The sequence below is a fragment of the Streptomyces cirratus genome (assembly GCF_014650775.1).
Lineage (GTDB): Bacteria > Actinomycetota > Actinomycetes > Streptomycetales > Streptomycetaceae > Streptomyces > Streptomyces cirratus.
Genome location: NZ_BMVP01000011.1, coordinates 200462 through 220332 on the forward strand (window position 1 = coordinate 200462; position 19871 = coordinate 220332).

Annotated in this window: 22 protein-coding genes; 5 read left to right on the plus strand and 17 right to left on the minus strand. The window is 71.6% G+C overall.

Features of this window, described 5'->3' with window-relative positions:
- Positions 1-20 precede the first annotated feature (20 nt).
- Positions 21-422 carry an ATP-binding protein gene (locus IE207_RS24460; protein ID WP_229873939.1) on the minus strand — a complete coding sequence of 134 codons (402 nt, stop codon included), beginning with the start codon at positions 420-422 and terminating at the stop codon, positions 21-23.
- Between the two features lie 112 nt (positions 423-534).
- Here IE207_RS24460 and IE207_RS24465 point away from each other — a divergent pair, with 112 nt between their 5' ends.
- Positions 535-1359 (plus strand): helix-turn-helix domain-containing protein, encoded by an 825-nt coding sequence (locus tag IE207_RS24465; RefSeq protein WP_190186431.1) that lies wholly within the window; start codon positions 535-537, stop codon positions 1357-1359.
- Positions 1356-1598 carry a DUF397 domain-containing protein gene (locus IE207_RS24470; RefSeq protein ID WP_190186432.1) on the plus strand — a complete coding sequence of 81 codons (243 nt, stop codon included), beginning with the start codon at positions 1356-1358 and terminating at the stop codon, positions 1596-1598. Before IE207_RS24465 ends, IE207_RS24470 begins: the two co-directional genes overlap by 4 nt.
- Here IE207_RS24470 and IE207_RS24475 read toward each other — a convergent pair.
- The 8 genes from IE207_RS24475 to IE207_RS24510 all read right to left on the minus strand — a co-directional run bounded on the left by IE207_RS24475 (position 1580) and on the right by IE207_RS24510 (position 9200).
- Positions 1580-1852, minus strand: a complete 273-nt coding sequence (locus IE207_RS24475; protein WP_190186433.1) for a DUF1876 domain-containing protein — start codon at positions 1850-1852, stop codon at positions 1580-1582. The genes IE207_RS24470 and IE207_RS24475 overlap by 19 nt on opposite strands.
- Before the next feature lie 56 nt (positions 1853-1908).
- On the minus strand, positions 1909-2256 hold the full coding sequence (locus IE207_RS24480; RefSeq protein WP_190186434.1) for a hypothetical protein: 348 nt from the start codon (positions 2254-2256) through the stop codon (positions 1909-1911).
- A gap of 86 nt (positions 2257-2342) precedes the next feature.
- The gene (hemB, locus tag IE207_RS24485; RefSeq protein ID WP_190186435.1) at positions 2343-3344 is read right to left on the minus strand and encodes a porphobilinogen synthase; all 1002 of its coding nucleotides are present in this window, start codon (positions 3342-3344) and stop codon (positions 2343-2345) included.
- A 147-nt stretch (positions 3345-3491) separates the two neighbouring features.
- Complete coding sequence (locus IE207_RS24490; RefSeq protein ID WP_190186436.1) at positions 3492-5159, minus strand: bifunctional uroporphyrinogen-III C-methyltransferase/uroporphyrinogen-III synthase; 1668 nt, start codon at positions 5157-5159, stop codon at positions 3492-3494.
- Positions 5156-6124 carry a hydroxymethylbilane synthase gene (hemC, locus tag IE207_RS24495; RefSeq protein ID WP_190186437.1) on the minus strand — a complete coding sequence of 323 codons (969 nt, stop codon included), beginning with the start codon at positions 6122-6124 and terminating at the stop codon, positions 5156-5158. Before hemC ends, IE207_RS24490 begins: the two co-directional genes overlap by 4 nt.
- Entirely contained in the window at positions 6121-7815 is a 1695-nt protein-coding gene (locus tag IE207_RS24500; protein WP_190186438.1) for a glutamyl-tRNA reductase, read from the minus strand. The genes hemC and IE207_RS24500 overlap by 4 nt, the downstream gene beginning before the upstream one ends.
- On the minus strand, positions 7812-8648 hold the full coding sequence (locus tag IE207_RS24505; RefSeq protein ID WP_190186439.1) for a redox-sensing transcriptional repressor Rex: 837 nt from the start codon (positions 8646-8648) through the stop codon (positions 7812-7814). The genes IE207_RS24500 and IE207_RS24505 overlap by 4 nt, the downstream gene beginning before the upstream one ends.
- A 273-nt stretch (positions 8649-8921) precedes the next feature.
- The gene (locus IE207_RS24510) at positions 8922-9200 is read right to left on the minus strand and encodes a glutaredoxin family protein (RefSeq protein WP_190186440.1); all 279 of its coding nucleotides are present in this window, start codon (positions 9198-9200) and stop codon (positions 8922-8924) included.
- A 146-nt stretch (positions 9201-9346) separates the two neighbouring features.
- Between IE207_RS24510 and IE207_RS24515 the strand changes: the two genes are divergently transcribed.
- The 3 genes from IE207_RS24515 to IE207_RS24525 all read left to right on the plus strand — a co-directional run bounded on the left by IE207_RS24515 (position 9347) and on the right by IE207_RS24525 (position 12869).
- On the plus strand, positions 9347-10297 hold the full coding sequence (locus IE207_RS24515; protein WP_190186441.1) for an HAD family hydrolase: 951 nt from the start codon (positions 9347-9349) through the stop codon (positions 10295-10297).
- Positions 10298-10629: 332 nt separating this feature from the next.
- The gene (locus IE207_RS24520) at positions 10630-11439 is read left to right on the plus strand and encodes an ECF subfamily RNA polymerase sigma factor, BldN family (RefSeq protein ID WP_190186442.1); all 810 of its coding nucleotides are present in this window, start codon (positions 10630-10632) and stop codon (positions 11437-11439) included.
- Between the two features lie 224 nt (positions 11440-11663).
- The gene (locus tag IE207_RS24525) at positions 11664-12869 is read left to right on the plus strand and encodes a DUF5667 domain-containing protein (RefSeq protein WP_190186443.1); all 1206 of its coding nucleotides are present in this window, start codon (positions 11664-11666) and stop codon (positions 12867-12869) included.
- A 66-nt stretch (positions 12870-12935) separates the two neighbouring features.
- Here IE207_RS24525 and IE207_RS24530 read toward each other — a convergent pair whose 3' ends face one another.
- The 8 genes from IE207_RS24530 to IE207_RS24565 form a co-directional block, all read right to left on the minus strand.
- On the minus strand, positions 12936-13943 hold the full coding sequence (locus IE207_RS24530; protein WP_190186444.1) for a lysophospholipid acyltransferase family protein: 1008 nt from the start codon (positions 13941-13943) through the stop codon (positions 12936-12938).
- Positions 13943-15016, minus strand: a complete 1074-nt coding sequence (locus IE207_RS24535) for an NAD-dependent epimerase/dehydratase family protein (RefSeq protein WP_190186445.1) — start codon at positions 15014-15016, stop codon at positions 13943-13945. Before IE207_RS24535 ends, IE207_RS24530 begins: the two co-directional genes overlap by 1 nt.
- A gap of 95 nt (positions 15017-15111) precedes the next feature.
- Positions 15112-15210 carry a 30S ribosomal protein bS22 gene (locus IE207_RS24540; RefSeq protein ID WP_003948845.1) on the minus strand — a complete coding sequence of 33 codons (99 nt, stop codon included), beginning with the start codon at positions 15208-15210 and terminating at the stop codon, positions 15112-15114.
- Positions 15211-15350: 140 nt separating this feature from the next.
- Entirely contained in the window at positions 15351-15560 is a 210-nt protein-coding gene (locus IE207_RS24545; protein WP_162688852.1) for a helix-turn-helix domain-containing protein, read from the minus strand.
- Between the two features lie 114 nt (positions 15561-15674).
- Positions 15675-16505 (minus strand): phosphatase, encoded by an 831-nt coding sequence (locus IE207_RS24550; protein WP_190186446.1) that lies wholly within the window; start codon positions 16503-16505, stop codon positions 15675-15677.
- 112 nt (positions 16506-16617) lie between these two features.
- Positions 16618-17766, minus strand: a complete 1149-nt coding sequence (locus IE207_RS24555; RefSeq protein ID WP_190186472.1) for an acetoin utilization protein AcuC — start codon at positions 17764-17766, stop codon at positions 16618-16620.
- The gene (locus IE207_RS24560; RefSeq protein WP_190186447.1) at positions 17738-18982 is read right to left on the minus strand and encodes an MFS transporter; all 1245 of its coding nucleotides are present in this window, start codon (positions 18980-18982) and stop codon (positions 17738-17740) included. The genes IE207_RS24555 and IE207_RS24560 overlap by 29 nt, the downstream gene beginning before the upstream one ends.
- A gap of 97 nt (positions 18983-19079) precedes the next feature.
- Positions 19080-19733, minus strand: a complete 654-nt coding sequence (locus tag IE207_RS24565) for an HAD family hydrolase (protein ID WP_190186448.1) — start codon at positions 19731-19733, stop codon at positions 19080-19082.
- Between the last annotated feature and the right edge of the window lie 138 nt (positions 19734-19871).

Consider the following 19871-nt stretch of genomic DNA (forward strand, 5'->3'; position numbering starts at 1 on the left):
GAGCGGGTACGGGGGCGGAGCTAGGGGGTGTCCAGCTCGCACCACACCGTCTTGCCGGGGCTGCGCAGCCCGACGCCCCACCGGTCGGCGACGGCCGCGACGAGCAGCAGCCCCCGGCCCCGCTCGGCGGCGGCGTCCCGGTCCCCGACGCGCGGCCGGCCGCCGCCGCTGTCGTGCACCTCGACCCGGACGACGCCGTCGAAGCGGAACAGCCGCAGGCGGTAGCCCCGGCCGGGGGGCACGCCGTGCAGCAGGGCGTTGGTGGCCAGCTCGCTCACGCAGAGCAACACGTCGTCCAGCCGGGCCCCGGCGTCCCACGCGTCCAGGGTCTCGGCCGCGAAGTGCCTGGCGGCGGCGACGGTTTGACGGCTGCGCGGATAGAACCGGTCCCGCACGAGGGCGGGTTCATTCGTCACGTTCACCTGACGAGCGTCGCGGTGTGTGACTAGCGTCATGGAGGCGACCGACCCGTACTCCTCACTGAGTACGGGTTGTGACGGCTATTACTCGTGCACAGGTGGGGAGTTCGCTTTCATGCCACCAAGGAAGAGGGCCCGGCCGAATTCGACGACCATGAAGATGGTCGGTGAGCTCGTCGCCGTCGCCCGCGTAGCCAAAGGACTGACCCAGCGCGCCCTCGCCGAACTCGTCGTCATAGACGTCGAGACGCTGGCCTCCATCGAGCAGGGCAGGCGCGTCCTGATGCCGGACGTCGCCGAGCGGATGGACCGGATCCTCGGCCTCCCCGGCCTGCTGACGGTCGCCGCGAACCGGCTGCCGGAGGTGGACACCATCCCGGCCTGGGCCGAGGAGTACATGGAGCGCGAGCGGGAGGCCCTGGCGCTGTCCTGGTACGACACGATGACCGTGCCGGGGCTGCTCCAGACCGAGGCCTACGCCCGCGCGGTGCTCAGCTGCCGCGTCCCGTACGCGGGCGAGGAATGGATCGAGCTCCAGACCGCCCTGCGCATCAAGCGCCAGGAGATACTGCGCCGCCCCACCCCGCCCACCCTCAGCTTCGTCATCTGGGAGGCCGCCCTGCGCGACCGGATCGGCGGCGACGAGGTCTGGCGGGAGCAGCTCCGCCACCTGCGCGCCTGCGCGGACCGGCCGGGCATCGCCATCCAGGTGCTGCCCCTGGGTATCACCGCTCACGCGGGTCTCGCAGGTCCGTTCATCCTGCTCGAAACCCCCGAGCACCAGCACCTCGCGTACTCGGAGACCCAGCGCGGCAGCATGCTCGTACGGGACCCCAACGAGGTCAGCATCCTCACGCAGAAGTATGCGATGCTGCGGTCACAGGCCCTCAACTTCGATGAGACGAGGGCCCTGTTGGACCGGCTGCTAGGAGAGCAATGAGCACCGAACTCGTGTGGTTCAAGTCCAGCTACAGCAGTGACGAAGGCGGCCAGTGCCTCGAAGTGGCCGTCGCCTGGCGCAAGTCGAGCTACAGCGGTAGCGAGGGCGGTGCGTGCGTCGAGATGGCCACCTGCCCCGCCGACCGGGTACACGTGCGGGACTCGAAGGTCCCGCACGGTCCCGTCCTCACCCTTTCACCGGCTACCTGGACCCGCCTCGCTCACTGGGTCAGCGGGTAGGAGTGCCGGCCCGACTCCGCGTCGATCTCGGTGTGGGCCTTGTCCAGTAGCTGCGACGCGAGATCCATGAGCGCCCGGGCGCCCGCGATCTCCTCACCGACGCGGAGCTGGTCCGTGTCGGACGGATGGCGCATGGCGTAGCCCCGCGCCCGCAGTTCGGAGCCGTCCATGAGCCTGAGCAGGGCTGCCGCGCTGGTGCGGTGGCCCTCCTCGGTGAATTCCATTTCCACATGCCACCCGGCGAGCGTGGCCATGAGGGATCACCTCCAGAGGTCGACCTCTTCCCTCCAGGGTGCGCCCACCCCTTGGCTTACGGCCAGTCGACCATGCCGTAGAAGAGCAGCCACGCCACGAGGACGGCCGTCGGCGCGAGCGCGGCGAGGAGCACGCGCTTCGCGGCGTTGCGCCGCTGCCAGGGCAGCACCCAGGCGGCCACCAGCAGCACCAGTGCCACGACCAGCCCCGCCTGGAACACCGCGAAGGCGGTACCGAAGCTGTCGTCGAAGCGCCGGGCCTCCTCACCGTTGCAGGAATCGCAGGCCATCGGACTGAGGCCGGCGAACCCGAACGCCCCGAGCCCGAGCGGCAGCGTGATCAGGGTCGTCACGATCGGAGCGACGAGGGCGTACCGGTCCCGCCCGGCAGCGTTGTGTTCCATGCCCCCATCCAGCCACCCCGGCAGGGCCGCCGCATGAGTGCGGATACTCATCCCCGCCGGGCTGGACTACCCACGGCTCGGCGCGCTCAGCGCTCCCGGCCGAGCCACTGGGCGACTTCCGTCGCCCAGTACGTGAGGATCGTGTCGGCGCCCGCGCGCTTGATGCCCAGCAGGGCCTCCATGACGGCGCGGTCGCGGTCGATCCAGCCCTTCTCCGCGGCCGCCTCGATCATCGCGTACTCGCCGCTGATCTGGTACGCGGCCACCGGCACGTCCACCGACTGCGCGACCCGGTACAGGATGTCCAGGTAGGGGCCCGCGGGCTTGACCATGACCATGTCGGCGCCCTCCTCCAGGTCCAGCGCCAGCTCCCGCAGGGACTCGCGGGCGTTCGCCGGGTCCTGCTGGTAGGTCTTGCGGTCGCCCTGGAGCGAGGAGCCGACGGCCTCGCGGAAGGGACCGTAGAACGCGGAGGAGTACTTGGCGGTGTAGGCGAGGATCGACACGTCCTCGTGCCCGGTCTCGTCCAGCGCGTCGCGGATCACCCCGACCTGGCCGTCCATCATCCCGCTGGGGCCCACGACGTGGACGCCCGCGTCGGCCTGGACCTGCGCCATCTCGGCGTAGCGCTCAAGCGTCGCGTCGTTGTCGACGCGGCCGTGCTCGTCCAGCACTCCGCAGTGGCCGTGGTCGGTGTACTCGTCCAGGCACAGGTCGGACATGATCACGAGGTCGTCGCCCACCTCGGACTTCACGTCGCGGATCGCCACCTGCAAGATGCCGTCCGGCTCCGTGCCCGCCGTGCCCAGCGCGTCCTTGTTCTCGTCCGCCGGGACACCGAACAGCATGATCCCCGCGACGCCCGCCTCCACGGCCTCCACGGCCGCCTTCCGCAGCGTGTCCCGCGTGTGCTGCACCACGCCCGGCATCGCCGAGATGGGCAGGGGCTCGCTGATGCCCTCGCGCACGAAGGCGGGGAGGATCAGGTCCGAGGGGTGCAGGCGGGTCTCCGCGACCATCCGCCGCAGCGCCGGGGTGGTGCGCAGCCGGCGGGGGCGCGAGCCGGGGAAGGATCCGTACGTGCTCATCTTCTAGTCGCCTCTTCGAGCGTCGAGAACAGTCGGGAACCAGCGTAGGCCGTGCCCGCCCGCGCCCCCGCGCCGCACCACGCCCCCGCTACGGCGGCGGGGCCCGGACGCATCGCGTCCGGGCCCCGCCGACTCCTACGACCGCCCTCAGGTGGTGCGGCGGCGGCGCGCGCCCGGGCGGCGCTCGCTCGGCCGGTACACCGACTCGCCGGCCTCCTTGGCCGCCTCACGGCGCGCGGCCCCGTACTCGGCCAGGGCCTCGGCCAGCTTGCCCACGCTCGGCTCGGGCGAGAGCACGTCGACCCGCAGGCCGTGCTCCTCCGCCGTCTTGGCCGTCGCCGGGCCGATGCAGGCGATCACGGTGACGTTGTGCGGCTTGCCGGCGATGCCGACGAGGTTGCGCACCGTGGAGGACGACGTGAAGAGAACGGCGTCGAAGCCGCCGCCCTTGATCGCCTCACGCGTGTCCGCCGGCGGCGGCGACGCGCGCACCGTCCGGTAGGCGGTGACGTCGTCGACCTCCCACCCGAGCTCTATCAGGCCCGCGACCAGCGTCTCGGTCGCGATGTCGGCGCGCGGCAGGAAGACGCGGTCGATCGGGTCGAAGACCGGGTCGTACGGCGGCCAGTCCTCCAGCAGTCCGGCGGCCGACTGCTCGCCGCTCGGCACCAGGTCCGGCTTGACGCCGAACTCGACCAGCGCGGCGGCGGTCTGCTCGCCCACCGCGGCGACCTTGATGCCGGCGAAGGCGCGCGCGTCGAGCCCGTACTCCTCGAACTTCTCCCGCACCGCCTTCACCGCGTTGACGGAGGTGAACGCGATCCACTCGTAGCGGCCGGTGACCAGGCCCTTGACGGCCCGCTCCATCTGCTGCGGGGTGCGCGGCGGCTCCACGGCGATGGTCGGCACCTCGTGCGGCACCGCGCCGTACGAACGAAGCTGGTCGGAGAGCGAGGCGGCCTGCTCCTTGGTGCGCGGCACGAGCACCCGCCAGCCGAACAGCGGCTTCGACTCGAACCAGGCCAGGTCCTCACGCCGCGCGGCGGCGCCGTGCTCACCGACCACGGCTATGACCGGCCGCGAACCCTCGGGCGACGGCAGCACCTTGCCCTGCTTGAAGACCTGCGCGATGGAACCCAGCGTCGCGCTCCAGGTCCGCTGCCGGGTCGTCGTACCGGCCACGGTCACCGTCAGCGGGGTGTCGGCCCCACGTCCGGCGCCCACCAGCTCGGCGGCGGCCGCCGACACCGTCTCCAGCGTCGCGGAGACGACGAGGACGCCGTCGCTCGCGCCGACCTCGCTCCAGCACCGCGCCGAGGCGGTACGGGCGTCCAGGAAGCGCACGTCGGCGCCGCCCCGGCCGCGCAGCGGCACACCGGCGTACGCGGGCACGCCGACGGCGGTCGCGACGCCGGGCACCACTTCGAAGGGGATCCCCTCGGTGGCGCAGACGAGCATCTCCTCGGCCGCGTTGCCGTCGAGCCCGGGGTCGCCGGTGACGGCACGCACGACCCGCCTGCCGGACCGCGCGGCCTCCATGACAAGATTGGTCGCGTCGCGGATCACCGGCACCCCGGCGGCTGCTGACACTTCGTCAGCAACCGTCAGCTGCGGCGTGTCGACACCCGCGCGCGCGTGGGTACGGACGACCTCCAGCACCTCGGGCTCCGCGATCAGCACGTCCGCCGAGGCCAAAGCCTCCACGGCCCGCAGCGTCAGCAGACCCGGGTCACCGGGGCCGGCACCCAGGAAGGTGACGTGCCCGTGGGCGGCGACCGCCGCGAAGGCGGAGGGAGTGGGACTTGAGGGGTTCAAAGCGATCGCTCCCCCATCAGACCGGCCGCGCCCTTGGCCAGCATCTCGTCCGCGAGTTCGCGGCCGAGCGCCATGGCCTCGTCGTAAGACTGGGGCACGGGACCGGTGGTGGACAGCTGCACCAGCGTCGAGCCGTCGAGGGTTCCGACGACGCCGCGCAGGCGCATCTCATTGACAATCTGCCCGTCGGCCAGCAGGTCGGCGAGCGCGCCCACGGGGGCACTGCATCCGGCCTCCAGGGCGGCGAGGAGGGACCGCTCGGCGGTCACGGCGGCCCGCGTGAACGGGTCGTCGAGTTCGGCGAGGGCGGCGATCAGGGCCGTGTCCGACGCGAGGCACTCCACGGCCAGGGCTCCCTGGCCGGGTGCGGGCAGCACGTTGTCCACGGACAGCAGGTCGGTGGCTTCGTCGCCGCGGCCGATCCGGTTCAGGCCGGCGGCGGCCAGGACGACGGCGTCGAGCTCACCGGCGCGCACGTACCCGATCCGGGTGTCGACGTTCCCGCGGATCGGCACGGTCTCGACGACCTTGCCCAGGCTCTTGGCGTACGCGTGCAGCTGCGCCATCCGGCGCGGCGAACCGGTGCCGATCCGCGCGCCGTCCGGCAGCTGCCCGAAGGTCAGGCCGTCACGGGCGACGAGCGCGTCCCGCGCGTCCTCCCGCTTCGGCATGGCCGCGATCACCAGCTCCTCGGGCTGCGTGGTCGGCAGGTCCTTGAGCGAGTGGACGGCGAAGTCCACCTCGCCCCGCACCAGCGCGTCGCGCAGCGCGGTGACGAAGACGCCGGTGCCCCCGATCTGCGCGAGGTGCTCCCGGGACACGTCACCGTAGGTCGTGATCTCCACGAGCTCGACGGGCCGGCCGGTGACCGCCCGTACCGCCTCGGCGACGTGCCCGGACTGCGACATGGCCAGCTTGCTGCGTCGCGTGCCAAGCCGGAGGGGCTGGTCGGGACGTGTGTTCATGATGCCCGTCCTGGGTCGTCGTTCTTCGGATCGGCCGCGTCCGCCCGGCTGACGGAGGCCACCGTCTGAGGGTCGAGGTCGAAGAGTTCACGCAGCGCCTCCGCGTACCCGGCGCCGCCGGGCTCGCTCGCGAGCTGCTTGACGCGCACGGTCGGCGCGTGGAGGAGCTTGTCTACGACGCGCCGCACGGTCTGCGTCACTTCGGCCCGCTGGCGCTCGTCCAGGTCCGGCAGGCGTCCGTCGAGCCGGGCCACCTCCATGGCCACCACCTCGGCGGCCATGGCGCGCAGCGCGACGACGGTAGGCGTGATGTGCGCGGCCCGCTGGGCCGCGCCGAAGGCCGCCACTTCCTCGGCGACGATCGCGCGCACCGCGTCGACGTCGGCGGCCATCGGGGCGTCCGCCGAGGCCTCGGCGAGCGACTCGATGTCGACCAGCCGTACGCCGGGGATCCGGTGGGCGGCGGCGTCGATGTCGCGCGGCATGGCCAGGTCGAGCAGCGCCAGGCGGACCGGCCGGGCGTCGACCTGGCTACGGGCGCCCTTGCGCGGCTGCCGGTGTGCGGCGGCCTCGCCCTGGTCGGCCCAGGTGCCGTGCAGCTCCAGGGAGTTGGCGTCGACCCCGGTGAGCGCGGAGCGCCCGTCGGGCGCGATCGGGCACTCGTCCCGCTCGGCGGGAGCGCTGATGACCCGCACGGCCCCGGCGTCGGCGAGCCTGCGCCCGCCCTCCGCGGCGGCCACGAGCCGCGCGAGCACCCCGGGGTCCACCCCGGCCACACCCGCCGCGTCCGGCCCCGCCTGCGGGTACCCCGGGGCGGGGTCCGCGGGGGTTCGAGGCACGGGGTCCGGTGCGGTGCCCCGGGAGACGGCGGCGAGCACGTCGTCGGCGGTCAGCACCAGCCCCGTCGCGCCCGTGCAGGACACGACGACGTCGGCCTGCGCCAGCTCATCGGCGACGGAGGCCATCGCAACGGCCCGCGCCGCCACCCCGGTGCCCGAGGCAACCAGAATCCCGGCCAAACGCTCCGCCCGCTCCGCGGTCCGGTTCGCCACGACGATCTCGGCGACGCCGACCCGCGCCAGCGTGGCCGCCGCCAGCGACGACATCGACCCGGCGCCGATCACCAGCGCCCGCTTGCCCGCCGCCCACGCGGAGACCTCGGCGCCCAGGGACAGCTGCTCCAGCCCGAACGTCACCAGCGACTGCCCGGCCCGGTCGATCCCGGTCTCGGAGTGCGCCCGCTTGCCGACCCGCAGCGCCTGCTGGAACAGGTCGTTGATCAGCCGGCCCGCCGTGTGCTGCTCCTGCCCCAGCGCCAGCGCGTCCTTGATCTGCCCGAGGATCTGGCCCTCGCCGACCACCATCGAGTCCAGCCCGCACGCCACCGAGAACAGGTGGTGCACCGCCCGGTCCTCGTAGTGCACATAGAGATACGGGGTGAGCTCCTCCAGCGCCACACCGCTGTGCTGCGCCAGCAACGTCGACAGTTCGGCCACACCGGCGTGGAACTTGTCCACGTCCGCGTACAGCTCGATGCGGTTGCAGGTGGCGAGCACGGTCGCCTCCGCCGCCGGCTCGGCGGCGAGGGTGTCGTGCAGCAGCTTGACCTTGGCGTCGGCGGACAGCGAGGCCCGCTCCAGCACGCTCACCGGCGCGCTGCGGTGGCTCAGCCCTACGACCAGCAGACTCATGCCGGCATCACCGCCGGAACGTCACCCTCGGGGCCGCCCTTGCGGACGCCGGAGGCGGCTGCGGCGGCCGTGGCCGTGGCCGTGGCCGTGGCCGAAGCGGCAGGGGCCGCGGGGCTCTCGGCGGCGCCCGTGCCCGGCTCACCGGCGGAGCCCGCGGCGGCCGCCGCTTCCTCGCCGGCCTTGCGCTGCTCGTGGAAGGCCAGGATCTGGAGCTCGATCGACAGGTCCACCTTGCGCACGTCCACGCCGTCCGGCACGGACAGCACGGTCGGCGCGAAGTTCAGGATGGAGGTGACGCCCGCCGCGATGAGCCGCTCGCTCACCTGCTGCGCCGCGCCCGCCGGGGTGGCGATGACCCCGATGGAGACGCCGTTCTCCTCGATGATCTTCTCCAGCTCATCGGTGTGCTGCACGGGCATGCCGGCCACCGGCTTGCCCGCCATCGCAGGGTCGGCGTCGATCAGCGCCGCCACCCGGAACCCGCGCGAGGCGAAACCGCCGTAGTTGGCCAGGGCCGCGCCGAGGTTGCCGATGCCGACGATGACGACCGGCCAGTCCTGGGTCAGCCCGAGCTCGCGGGAGATCTGGTAGACGAGGTACTCGACGTCGTAGCCGACCCCGCGCGTGCCGTAGGAGCCGAGGTAGGAGAAGTCCTTGCGGAGCTTGGCGGAGTTCACCCCGGCGGCGGCCGCGAGTTCTTCGGAGGACACCGTGGGAACCGATCGCTCGGAGAGCGCGGTGAGGGCACGCAAGTACAGCGGAAGCCTGGCGACAGTGGCCTCGGGAATACCTCGGCTGCGGGTCGCCGGTCGGTGAGTTCGGCCAGTTGCCACGATGCTCCTGCGGGATGAGCGGGGCTGCAGGCGGTCACTTGTCCCAAGACCGCCCCGTCGGAAGCAGGCTATGTCTTTGTGAACGCGTGCACAAAGATTGTGTCCGTTTTGTCCGTCCAAAGTGACCGGGGTCACGCGGCCGACGCGCCGACGGGGGGAACCGGGAACGAGCCGAACTCGTTCAAATCCGGAGGGGGGCAAAACGGTGCACACTCCTCATCGATACGCCCCCGAGCCCCCACAAATCGCCCATGATGGTAACCGGCCGGGCGGTCAGCCCACCAACGCCCGGCGCAGCCGCTCGGGGTTCACCCTCCAGAAGGTGTGCTGTTCACCATCCACCAGCACCACGGGGATCTGCTCCCAGTACAGCCGGTACAGCTCCGCGTCCTGCGAGATGTCCTTCTTCTCCCACCGCGCCCCGGTCTCGGCGCAGACCTTCTCCACCACCTCCTGGGCGTCGTCACACAGATGACATCCCGGCTTCCCGACGAGCGTGACCAGCCGCTCCTCGGGGCGCTTCTTCTCCTTGCGGCGCAACAGAGGACTCATGTCCTCATTGTCCCGCGCCGCGTGAGCGCCGCCGACGGCCCCGCGCGAGCGCCGTCGGCGGCCGTGGAGGCAGCCGTTCCGAAGAGTTCACGCCTGCGTTCCTCCTCGGTTCGGGAACTCCCGAACACAGTGGCTATGCTCGCGTCATGGCCGCTCTGGGATGGCTCACCCCCCGTAGGCGCTCCGCCACCGCGCGGAGCGTGCTGGCAGGCGAGGCCTCGGCCGAGGCCGCACGCAAGAGCGCGCAGGACGAGCCCCCACCCCTCACCGAGACGCAGCCGGCGGCCCCCGAGGAGCCCGCCGAGGCCGAGTTCCCGGTTCAGGGCGACCACCTCGCCGCCGCCTTCTTCGACCTCGACAACACCGTCATGCAGGGCGCGGCGATCTTCCACTTCGGCCGCGGCCTCTACAAGCGCGAGTTCTTCCGCCGCCGCGAACTGGCCCGCTTCGCCTGGCAGCAGGCCTGGTTCCGGCTCGCCGGGGTCGAGGATCCCGAGCACATGCAGGACGCCCGCGACAGCGCGCTGTCCATCGTCAAGGGCCACAAGGTCTGCGAACTCATGGCGATCGGCGAGGAGATCTACGACGAGTACATGGCCGAGCGGATCTGGCCGGGCACCCGCGCCCTGGCCCAGGCCCACCTCGATGCCGGCCAGAAGGTGTGGCTGGTCACGGCCGCACCCGTCGAGACCGCCACGATCATCGCCCGCCGCCTCGGCCTGACCGGCGCCCTGGGCACGGTCGCCGAGTCCGTCGACGGCGTCTACACCGGCCGCCTGGTCGGCGAACCGCTGCACGGCCCCGCGAAGGCGGAGGCGGTGCGCGCCCTGGCCGCCGCCGAGGGACTCGATCTCGAACGCTGCGCCGCCTACAGCGATTCGCACAACGACATTCCGATGCTGTCGCTGGTCGGGCATCCGTACGCGATCAATCCCGATACAAAACTGCGCAAGCATGCCCGGGCACACGACTGGCGGCTGCGCGACTATCGGACCGGCCGCAAGGCCGTGAAGGTCGGCGTCCCGGCGGCCGCCGGAGTCGGCGCGATCGCGGGCGGCACGGCCGCCGCCATCGCCCTGCACCGCCGCCGCAAGTAGGCCCACCGCGTTCCGGGCGGACCCGCGACGCGCAATCCCGCACCTTTACCCGCGCCGTCGGCGCGGCACTCCGGCATGCCCGACTCGGTCGCTCCGCACCGCGGAAGCGCCCATTCCGCGTACCCAACCGATCAAGAACCGATCACCAACTGCGACTGAATATGCCCTCGGTACGCAACAGAAGTGTCGGAACCGGTGATTTGAGCAACTGGGTGTAGCGCTGCCTGTACGAAGCGTTATTCTCCTCAAACGCATGCCACCGACCATCTGTCGCCACGACGGGTGAACGGTCCCGCACTGCACGTGATGGAAGCTCTGCCTCTGGGAGTCCCGTGTACCCACCTGTCGGGGTTGACGCCTCGGGCCTGGCTACGCTGCGCGCAACGGTCCTCGACCACCTGCGCGGCTTCGTCCCCACCGCGTACGCCGTCCCCGCCTTCGCCGCCGCGGTCCCTGCCGGCCTCGGCCCGGCCGGTCCTTGCTACGCCCTGACCGACGGCGGAGCGACGGTGGGCAGACGCGGTCGCGCGGGCGGTGCGGGCACCGCCACCGGCACGAGCGCGCCCGCCGCCCGCCGCCCCACCGCGGACAGCGACCAGGCCCGCATGATGGACCTGGTCGAACGCGCCCAGGCCGGCGAGGCCGACGCCTTCGGCCGGCTCTACGACCAGTACAGCGACACGGTGTACCGCTACATCTACTACCGCGTCGGCGGCAAGGCGACCGCGGAGGATCTCACCAGCGAGACCTTCCTGCGCGCGCTGCGCCGCATCTCCACCTTCACCTGGCAGGGCCGCGACTTCGGGGCCTGGCTGGTGACGATCGCCCGCAACCTGGTCGCCGACCACTTCAAGTCCAGCCGCTTCCGCCTGGAAGTGACCACGGGCGAGATGCTGGACGCCAACGAGGTGGAACGCTCCCCCGAGGACTCCGTCCTGGAGTCCCTCTCCAACGCGGCCCTGCTGGAGGCCGTACGAAAACTCAACCCGCAGCAGCAGGAGTGCGTGACCCTGCGCTTCCTGCAGGGCCTCTCGGTCGCCGAGACGGCCCGGGTGATGGGGAAGAACGAGGGTGCGATCAAAACCCTCCAGTACCGGGCGGTCCGCACCCTGGCCCGCCTCCTCCCGGACGACGCCCGCTGACCGCCTCCCGACACCACCGACCCCTTGATGACTCCGATGCCGCTGTGGTCCGATCATCCTTCGTCCGTAACCCAAGTGCCGCGCCGCTCGTTGTGCGGAATGCAGGCTCCCTGTGGACACGCCCTGCCCGAAGCCGCTCACTCGAAAGTGTGGATGTGCTCAAGGAAGGCAACCTTCCGGACACCTGGGGGAGTCGATCGTCATGACGAGAGGAGGTGCCGCCAGTGATCGCGAACGTGACTCCGCACCGGCGGGCGAACGCCTTCGCCCAGGCCCTGGAGGAGCGGACCCCGTCCGACCTTTCGGAACCGGACCCGGCGGCCGAGCAGTCCGAGGCACCTGCCGAACCTGCCGACCACGACCGGTTGTTGGCCCTGGCGAACGTGCTCGGCGAAAGAATGCCGCGCCCGGTGCTGGACCCCGAGGTCAAAGTGGTGCAACGAGCACAGCTCGTCGCCGCCATGGAGGCCTTGGTAATGGAAGAGAGGGCCGGGGGCGGTGCCGCACCGGACCCTCTCGTGCCCGAACAGCGGACCGGCCGCGGCGCCCACCGGGCGACCTCGCTCCGGAAGATGCGGCCCCGCTCCCGCTGGTCCAAGGGCATCGCAGCGGGCGGCCTCACCGTGGGTGTCGCCGCGGGGGCCTTCGGCGGAGTGGCCGCTGCCAGCACCGACGCCCTGCCCGGTGACTCCCTCTACCCCGTCAAGCGGGGCATGGAGGACATCAAGCTGGGCATGGCCGACGCGGACTCGGACCGGGGCGAGCTCTACCTCGACCAGGCCTCGAACCGGCTGTCGGAAGCCCGCAGGCTCATGGAGCGCGGCCGGACCGGCGTCCTGGACCACGAGTCCCTGGGCGCGATCCGCCGGGCCCTGGCCGGCATGAGCCACGACGCGTCGGAAGGCCACCGGCTGCTCCAGGCGGCGTACGAGCGGGACGGCTCGCTCGGCCCGATGCAGATGCTGTCCTCGTTCTCCCGCTCCCACCGCGACGCGTGGGGCAAGCTCCGGGAGAAGCTCCCCGCGCAGCTCACCGACGTCGGAGGTGAGGTCGAGTCGGTCTTCCAGGCCATAGACGAAGACGTGGCGCCCATCCAGAACCTGCTGCCCAAGCCGCCCGAGCAGTCCCGCGGCTCCACGGGCGGCCGGGCAAAGCCCAGCGCCTCCCCCGGAAAGCAGCAGCCCGAACCCCCCGCAGGCCAGCCGGCGGCGTCCCCCCCGAGCGCGCCCCCGTCAGCGGCCTCCAAGCCCTCGGCCCCCGGCGGGCTCCTGGGCGGCACCGGCGATCTGCTCCACCCGTCGGACCCGGGCCACGCCACGCCGCCCCCCTCGGGGGCGGCCCCGCAGCAGCCCCAGCCCGACATCACCCTCCCGCCGCTCCTGCCCGGCCTGCTCCCGGGCCTGGGCATCAAGGCGGAGGACGCCGAGTAACAACGCGAAGCGGTGCCTGGCGGGACGATCCGCCAGGCACCGCTTCGTCGTGTCGTACCGGATCCGTCAGAAGAAGACGGAACGCCGCTGCACGAGCAGCCGGTACAGGGTGTGCTGTATCTGCTCCCGCACCTGGTCCGTCAGATTGAACATCAGCATCGGGTCCTCCGCCGCCTCCGCCGGGAACCCCTCCGTGGAGATCGGCTCCCCGAACTGGATCGTCCACTTCGTCGGCAACGGCACCATCCCGAGCGGCCCCAGCCACGGGAACGTCGGAGTCACCGGGAAGTACGGCACCCCCAGCAGCCGCGCCAGCGTCTTCGCGTTGCCGACCATCGGGTAGATCTCCTCCGCCCCCACGATCGAGCAGGGCACGATCGGCGTCCGCGCCCGCAGCGCCGTCGACACGAACCCGCCCCGCCCGAACCGCTGGAGCTTGTACCGCTCCCGGAACGGCTTCCCTATCCCCTTGAACCCCTCCGGCATCACCCCGACGAGCTCCCCCGCCTCCAGCAGCCGCTGAGCGTCCTCCGCGCAGGCCAGCGTGTGACCCGCCTTGCGGGCCAGCTCGTTCACCACCGGCAGCATGAACACCAGGTCGGCGGCCAGCAGCCGCAGGTGCCGCTCCGCCGGGTGGTGGTCGTGCACCGCCACCTGGAGCATCAGCCCGTCCAGCGGCAGCGTCCCGGAGTGGTTCGCCACGATCAGCGCACCACCCTCCTTCGGGATGTTCTCGATGCCCTTGACCTCGACCCGGAAGTACTTGTCGAACAGCGGCCGCATCATGGACATCAGGACCTGGTCCGTCAGCTCCTTGTCGTAACCGAAGTCGTCGACCTCGTACTCACCGGTGATCCGCCTGCGCAGGAACGCCAGCCCACCGGCGATCCGCCGGTCCCAGTCACCCGGCCGCCCCACGGGCCCGCCGGCCCCGGCGGTCCCGCCGGTCTCCCGGTCCGGCTCCGGTACGGGCTGCACCACCGGCTCACCGGCCGGCGGAGCCACCCGCACCCGCCGCGGCGACCGCCGGCGCGGCCGCTCCTCGTCGAAGGGGATGACCTTCGCGTCCGCCACTATCGCTCCGCTCCCTCAGCCGCCGGCCCGACACCCGACAGATCCGCGTTCAGCATCCCGGCCACCCGGTCCACGGCCCGTCCCACCCGCTCCGGCGGCAACAGCCCGCTTCCCCTGCTCCGCGCGAAGTCCGCGAACGTCTCGGCGGTCGTGTACATCGGCTCGAACCCTAGGGTGGACCGCATCTGCGTGGTCTCCACGACCCGCCCGTGCGTCAGCAGCCGAATCTGTTCGGGCGAGAACTCCGTCACCCCGACCGCCCGCAACGCCGACCCCACCCACGGCACCGCGGGCATCACCAGCGGCACCGTGGGCCGCCCCAGACGCCGCGCGCACTGCGACAGCAGCAACACCCCGTCACCCGCGATGTTGAAGGTCCCGCTGTTCAGCGTCCCGCGCCCGGGCTCCCCGGCCGCCAGCCGCAGCACGTCCACCACGTCGTCCTCGTGGACGAACTGCAGCCGCGGGTCGTACCCCAGCACCGTCGGCATCACCGGGATCGAGAAGTACTCGGCCAGCGCCGAATCCGCGTACGGCCCCAGGATGTTCGCGAACCGCAGCACGCACACCGCCACGTCCGGCCGCCTGCGCGCGAAGCCCCGTACGTACCCCTCGACCTCCACCGCGTCCTTCGCGAAGCCGGCCGCCGGCAGCGACTTCGGCTGCGTCGTCTCGGTGAAGACGGCCGGATCCCGCGAGGTGCCCCCGTACACACTGGTACTGGACTTCACCACGAGACGCCGCACCGTCGGGGACTTCTGGCACGCCCCGAGCAGCTGCATCGTCCCGATGACGTTCGTTTCCTTCACGGCACTGCGCGCACCGCCACTGCCCGCACTGCCACCCGTCACCGCCAGGTGCACCACCGTGTCGACGGCGTGCTCGGCCAGCACCCGGGCGATCGCCGACTGTCTGATGTCCGTACGCACGAACTCGGCCGAGCCGAGCCGGTGCGCAGGACCCACCGAATCCACCGCGATGACCCGCTCGACATCCGGCTCCCGCTGGATGCGGCGCACGAAGCGACCACCCAGCTGCCGGGCAGCACCAGTGACGAGAACGACCTTGCCCACGAGTTCAGCGCCTCCCTCGAAGAAGTCCCCCGGCTACACCGCAGCCCCTCCACCAGGATGGTGGAGGGGCTGCGGAGAACACGTACAGCTGCCGTTTACTTCTTGTTACGGCGCTGGACGCGGGTGCGCTTGAGCAGCTTGCGGTGCTTCTTCTTGGCCATCCGCTTACGCCGCTTCTTGATAACAGAGCCCACGACTACCCTCGCTCACTTCTCGGAACATCCCCGCGCCAGCGGGGATCGGTGCGGGGCGTCTGGGCCCACACGACCTACGTCGGCCTAGCCTACCCGCCCGAGCTCTGAGCCCGTAATCCGAGGGCAACCCGAGAGTCATCTCAAGCCGACTCCACCCCCACGAAGGACTCTCGGAGGTACTCGTGCACCGCGTTCTCGGGGACCCGGAAGGACCGGCCCACCCGGATGGCGGGCAGATGACCGTTGTGCACCAGGCGGTACACGGTCATCTTCGACACTCGCATCACCGAGGCGACCTCCGCCACGGTCAGGAACTGAACCTCACTGAGAGGCCTCTCGCCAGCAGCCATGACACACCTTGACCTTCCGCGCATGACGGGCACCGGCTTCCCCTCCGGTTACACCCCGTCGTCGCACGCTCACTCCCCAGAGTAGGGGCGTGTGATACGAGTGGGGAAGAGGAGCTACGGCCACTCCTGACGCCACGGCAGACCGGCGCGGCCCAGTACGTAGCGAACGAGGGGCCGGTAGAAATCCGAGGACACCCCGTCATCAAGCGGAACCGTCACCGCGACCCGCCCCTCGGCCTCCCCCACGAACAGCGCCGGATCGTCCGTATCCGCCAGCCCGATCGCCTCCACACCCAACTGACCTGCACCGCAGACCCACCCGTGGTCCCCCACCACCAATTCCGGCAACGGCCCCCCGGCCTCCGCCAGCGCCCCCAGCGCGACCCGAACCGGCAGCGGCGAATGGGTGTGCGCGCCGGTGGCACTCACCGGTGGGCGCGCGCCGGGTTCCCGCACCAGTGCGACCCCCCGTACGTAATCGATGCGGTGCCCGCGTACGCCGAACCGGGTCGCCATGTCGACATGCACCCCCTGCGCCGGAGTGAGGACAACACAGCCCACCGCCGACAGGGCACGCGCCAAACCGGCGTAGAACGCAAGGAGGCGATGCGGATGCCCCGTCCCGAACAACACCGGAGACCGCACCCGCGCCGCCTCACCCAGCCGCGCCGCGAAAGCCTCCAGGGCGGCCAGCGTCCGCTCCGGATCGATCACGTCCGGCCCGCTGACGTGCGCCGGGTCCGCCGAGACACCGCACCGGTCCGCCATCAGCCGAAGCAGATCACCCTCACCCCAACGCCATTGCGGCTCCAGCCCCAGCAGCACCCGCGGATCGCGCGCCGCGAACAGTCTGTAACTGCGCAGGCTCTCCTCACGCGAAGTGGCGACGGGCCCGGCCAACCGGGAAGCCAGCAGATGCGCGCGCAGCGCGCCGGTGCTCAACACCCTCCGATGCTGCCGCACGGGGCCCGGAGCCTCTCCAATTACCGCCCACCGCCCCACGGTTGGCGTAACGACGCATCGCCCCGGCCGCCCCTGACGCCTCTGGCGCCCCCCTCTACACGAGCATCCCGCGCAGCGGGAACACCGCCCGCCGCGTCGCCAGGACGGCCTGATCCGTACTGTCCGCCGGGTCGTAGCCCGCCTCCCAGTCCCGCCATCCCACCGTCCGGCCGTCCGTCATCCGCACCGGCCCCGACTGCCGGGTCCTCGCGTACACCTCGCTCCGCCACTCCTCGGGCACGGCGGAAGCCGGATCGACCGGCCGGTGCGCCGCGATCCCCACCAGGTGGGTCCAAGACCGCGGTACGACGTCCACCACCGCGTAACCGCCTCCCCCCAGAGCCAGCCAGCGGCCGTCCGCGTACTCGTGGGCCAGCCGGTGACACGCCTCCTGGACGGCCCGCTGCGCGTCCAACGACACCGCCAAATGGGCCAGCGGATCCTCGAAGTGCGTGTCCGCCCCGTGCTGGGACACCAGGACCTGCGGCCGGAAGTCCGCGAGCAGCTCCGGCACCGTCGCGTGGAACGCCCGCAGCCAGCCCTCGTCCCCCGTCCCCGCCGGCAGCGCCACATTGACCGCCGAACCCTCCGCGGCCGGCCCGCCCGTCTCCTGCGGCCACCCGGTCTGCGGGAACAGCGTCCTCGGATGCTCGTGCAGGGACACCGTCAGCACGCGCGGGTCGTCCCAGAACGCCGCCTGCACCCCGTCCCCGTGGTGCACGTCCACATCCACGTACGCGACGCGCTCGGCGCCCAGCTCCAGCAGCCGGGCCACCGCCAGCGCCGCGTCGTTGTACACGCAGAACCCGGACGCCCCGCCCGGCATCGCGTGGTGCAGCCCTCCCGCGAAGTTCACGGCGTGCCCGGCCTCCCCGCGCCAGATCGCCTCGGCCGCCGCCACCGACTGCCCCGCGATCAGCGCAGACGCCTCGTGCATCCCGTGGAACGCCGGATCGTCGACGGTCCCGAGCCCGTACGAACCGTCGGCCACCCCGGGGTCGGCCGACACCTCCCGCACCGCGGCCACGTAGTCCTCACGGTGCACGAGCCGCAGCGTCGAATCCCCGGCCGCGCGCGCCGCCCGCACCTCCATGGCCCGGTCCAGCCCGAAGGCCCGTACCAGACCCATGGTCAGCGCCAGGCGCACCGGGTCCATCGGATGGCTCGGTCCGAAGTCATACCCTGTTACCGCCTCGTCCCACATCAACAGCCCGGTCACCGGCTCGCCGCTCATGTGCGACACCGTATCGGGCGCCGCCCACGCCGAAGGAACGGGCGTAGAACAGCGTCACCAATACCAGCACCATCGGCACCAGCATCGCGCCTCGATAGCTCCAGGCGTCCCCGATCCCGCCGACCAGCGGCGAACCGATCAGGAACCCCACATAGTTGAAGATGTTCAGCCGGGCGACGGCCGTGTCCGACGCCCCGGGGCCGAACTTCTCGAAGGCGAGCCTCCCCGCGGCCGCGAAGGTCTGCGGCACGATCACGCACAGCCCGATCCCCAGCAACGTGAACCCGAGCATCCCCGTCCACGCCCCGGGCGCGGCGGCCACCACCGCGAACCCGCCGGCCGCGACCACCGTCCCGGCCCGCACCACCGCGACCGGCCCGAAACGCCGCACGCCCAGGTCCCCGACGGCCCGCCCCAGCAGCGTGGTCACCATGTACACGTTGTACGGGACCGTCGCCAGCTGCTCCGAACTCCCCAGCACGTCCTGGAGGTACTTCGCGCTCCAGTTGGAGACGGTCGAGTCCCCGATGTACGCGCACGCCATCACCAGGCACAGCGGCAGCAACAGCCCGAACCCGCCGGGCCCCAGGCCCTTCCCCGCCTCGCCGACCGGCCCCGGCGCGCCCTGGTCCACGTAGAACCGGCTCCCGGCCAAGGCCGTCGGCAGCAACAGGACGACGGCCGGCAGGTAACTCACGAAGAGCCCCAGATGCCAATGCGCCCCCGCCCACGCGGCGGAGGCCCCGATGATCCCGCCGAGACTGTACGAGGCGTGGAACCCCAGCATGATGCTGCGGCCGTACGTCCGCTGGAGGCTCACCCCGAGCATGTTCATGGAGGCGTCGAGCGCCCCGACCGACAGCCCGAACGCCCCGAGCGCCAGGGCCACGTGCCACATCCGGCCGCCGGCGCCGACGCCGAGGAGGGCGAGCAGCACCAGCGGCTGGGCCCACCTCAGGACAACGCTGGGCGCGACCCGCTTCACCAGGTGCTCGGTCGCAACGCTGGCGACCCCGGCGAGGATCGGCACGGCAGCCAGGAAGGCGGGCAGCAGCCCGTCGGATATCCCGTACTGGTCCTGGATGGCGGGGATCCGGGTCACCAGGAGGGCGAAGGTCACGCCCTGCACGAAGAAACTGAACCCCAAGGACAACCGGCCCCGGCGCAGCCGCACGTCATCTGTCATGGCGGCTCAGCGTAGGGGCCGCGGCTACCGGTGGGTAGAGCGATCACCACACCAATCGCGTGTCAGTGCGACGCCCCTACGGGGTCACCGCCGCTGGTCATTCGTCGAGGCCGAGCAGGCGGATCAGGTCCTTCATCTCCCCGAAGCAGGCCTTCGCCCCGGCCAGACGGTCGGCGGGCATCATCCCGGTGAACCCGAACACGTCCATCCCGGCGGCCACGGCCGCCTCCACCCCGAGCGGGCTGTCCTCGACCACCACGCACCGCGCCGGCTCGACACCCATCCGTTCGGCGGCATGCAGGAACAGATCGGGCGCGGGCTTGCCGCGGCCCACGTCCTGCGAGCTGAAAATCCACTCCTCCTCGAACCACCCGTCGATCCCGGCGGCGCGGTGCCCGACCCGGATCCGTTCGTGGCTCCCGGAGGAGGCGAGGCAGTAGGCGACCCCGCTCGCGGTCAGCGCCCCGAGCACCTCCTCCACCCCGTCGACGGGCCGCAACTCCCGCGCGAACGCCTCGAACGTACGGGAGTGCAGCATCTCGTCGAAGTCCTCGGGCAGTCGCTGCCCGGTCCGCTCCAGCACGAGGTCGTGGACCCGGTGCACGGCGCCGCCCATGTAGTCGCGGAGCGACTCGTCGTATGAGGTGGGGTGCCCGATCTCGGTCAGGTACCCGGCGAGGATCCGATTGGCGACCGGCTCGCTGTCCACCAGCACGCCGTCGTTGTCGAAGATGACGAGGTCATAACCCATAAGCCCACCCTACGAGCCGTCAGCACAGGTGGCGCGCAACCCCGTGCGGGTGATCGGCTGAAAACACAGATGAACACCGGTGGACGCTGGTGAAGGCTGGTGAACGCAGAAAAGCCCCGCACCGAACCCATGAAGGGC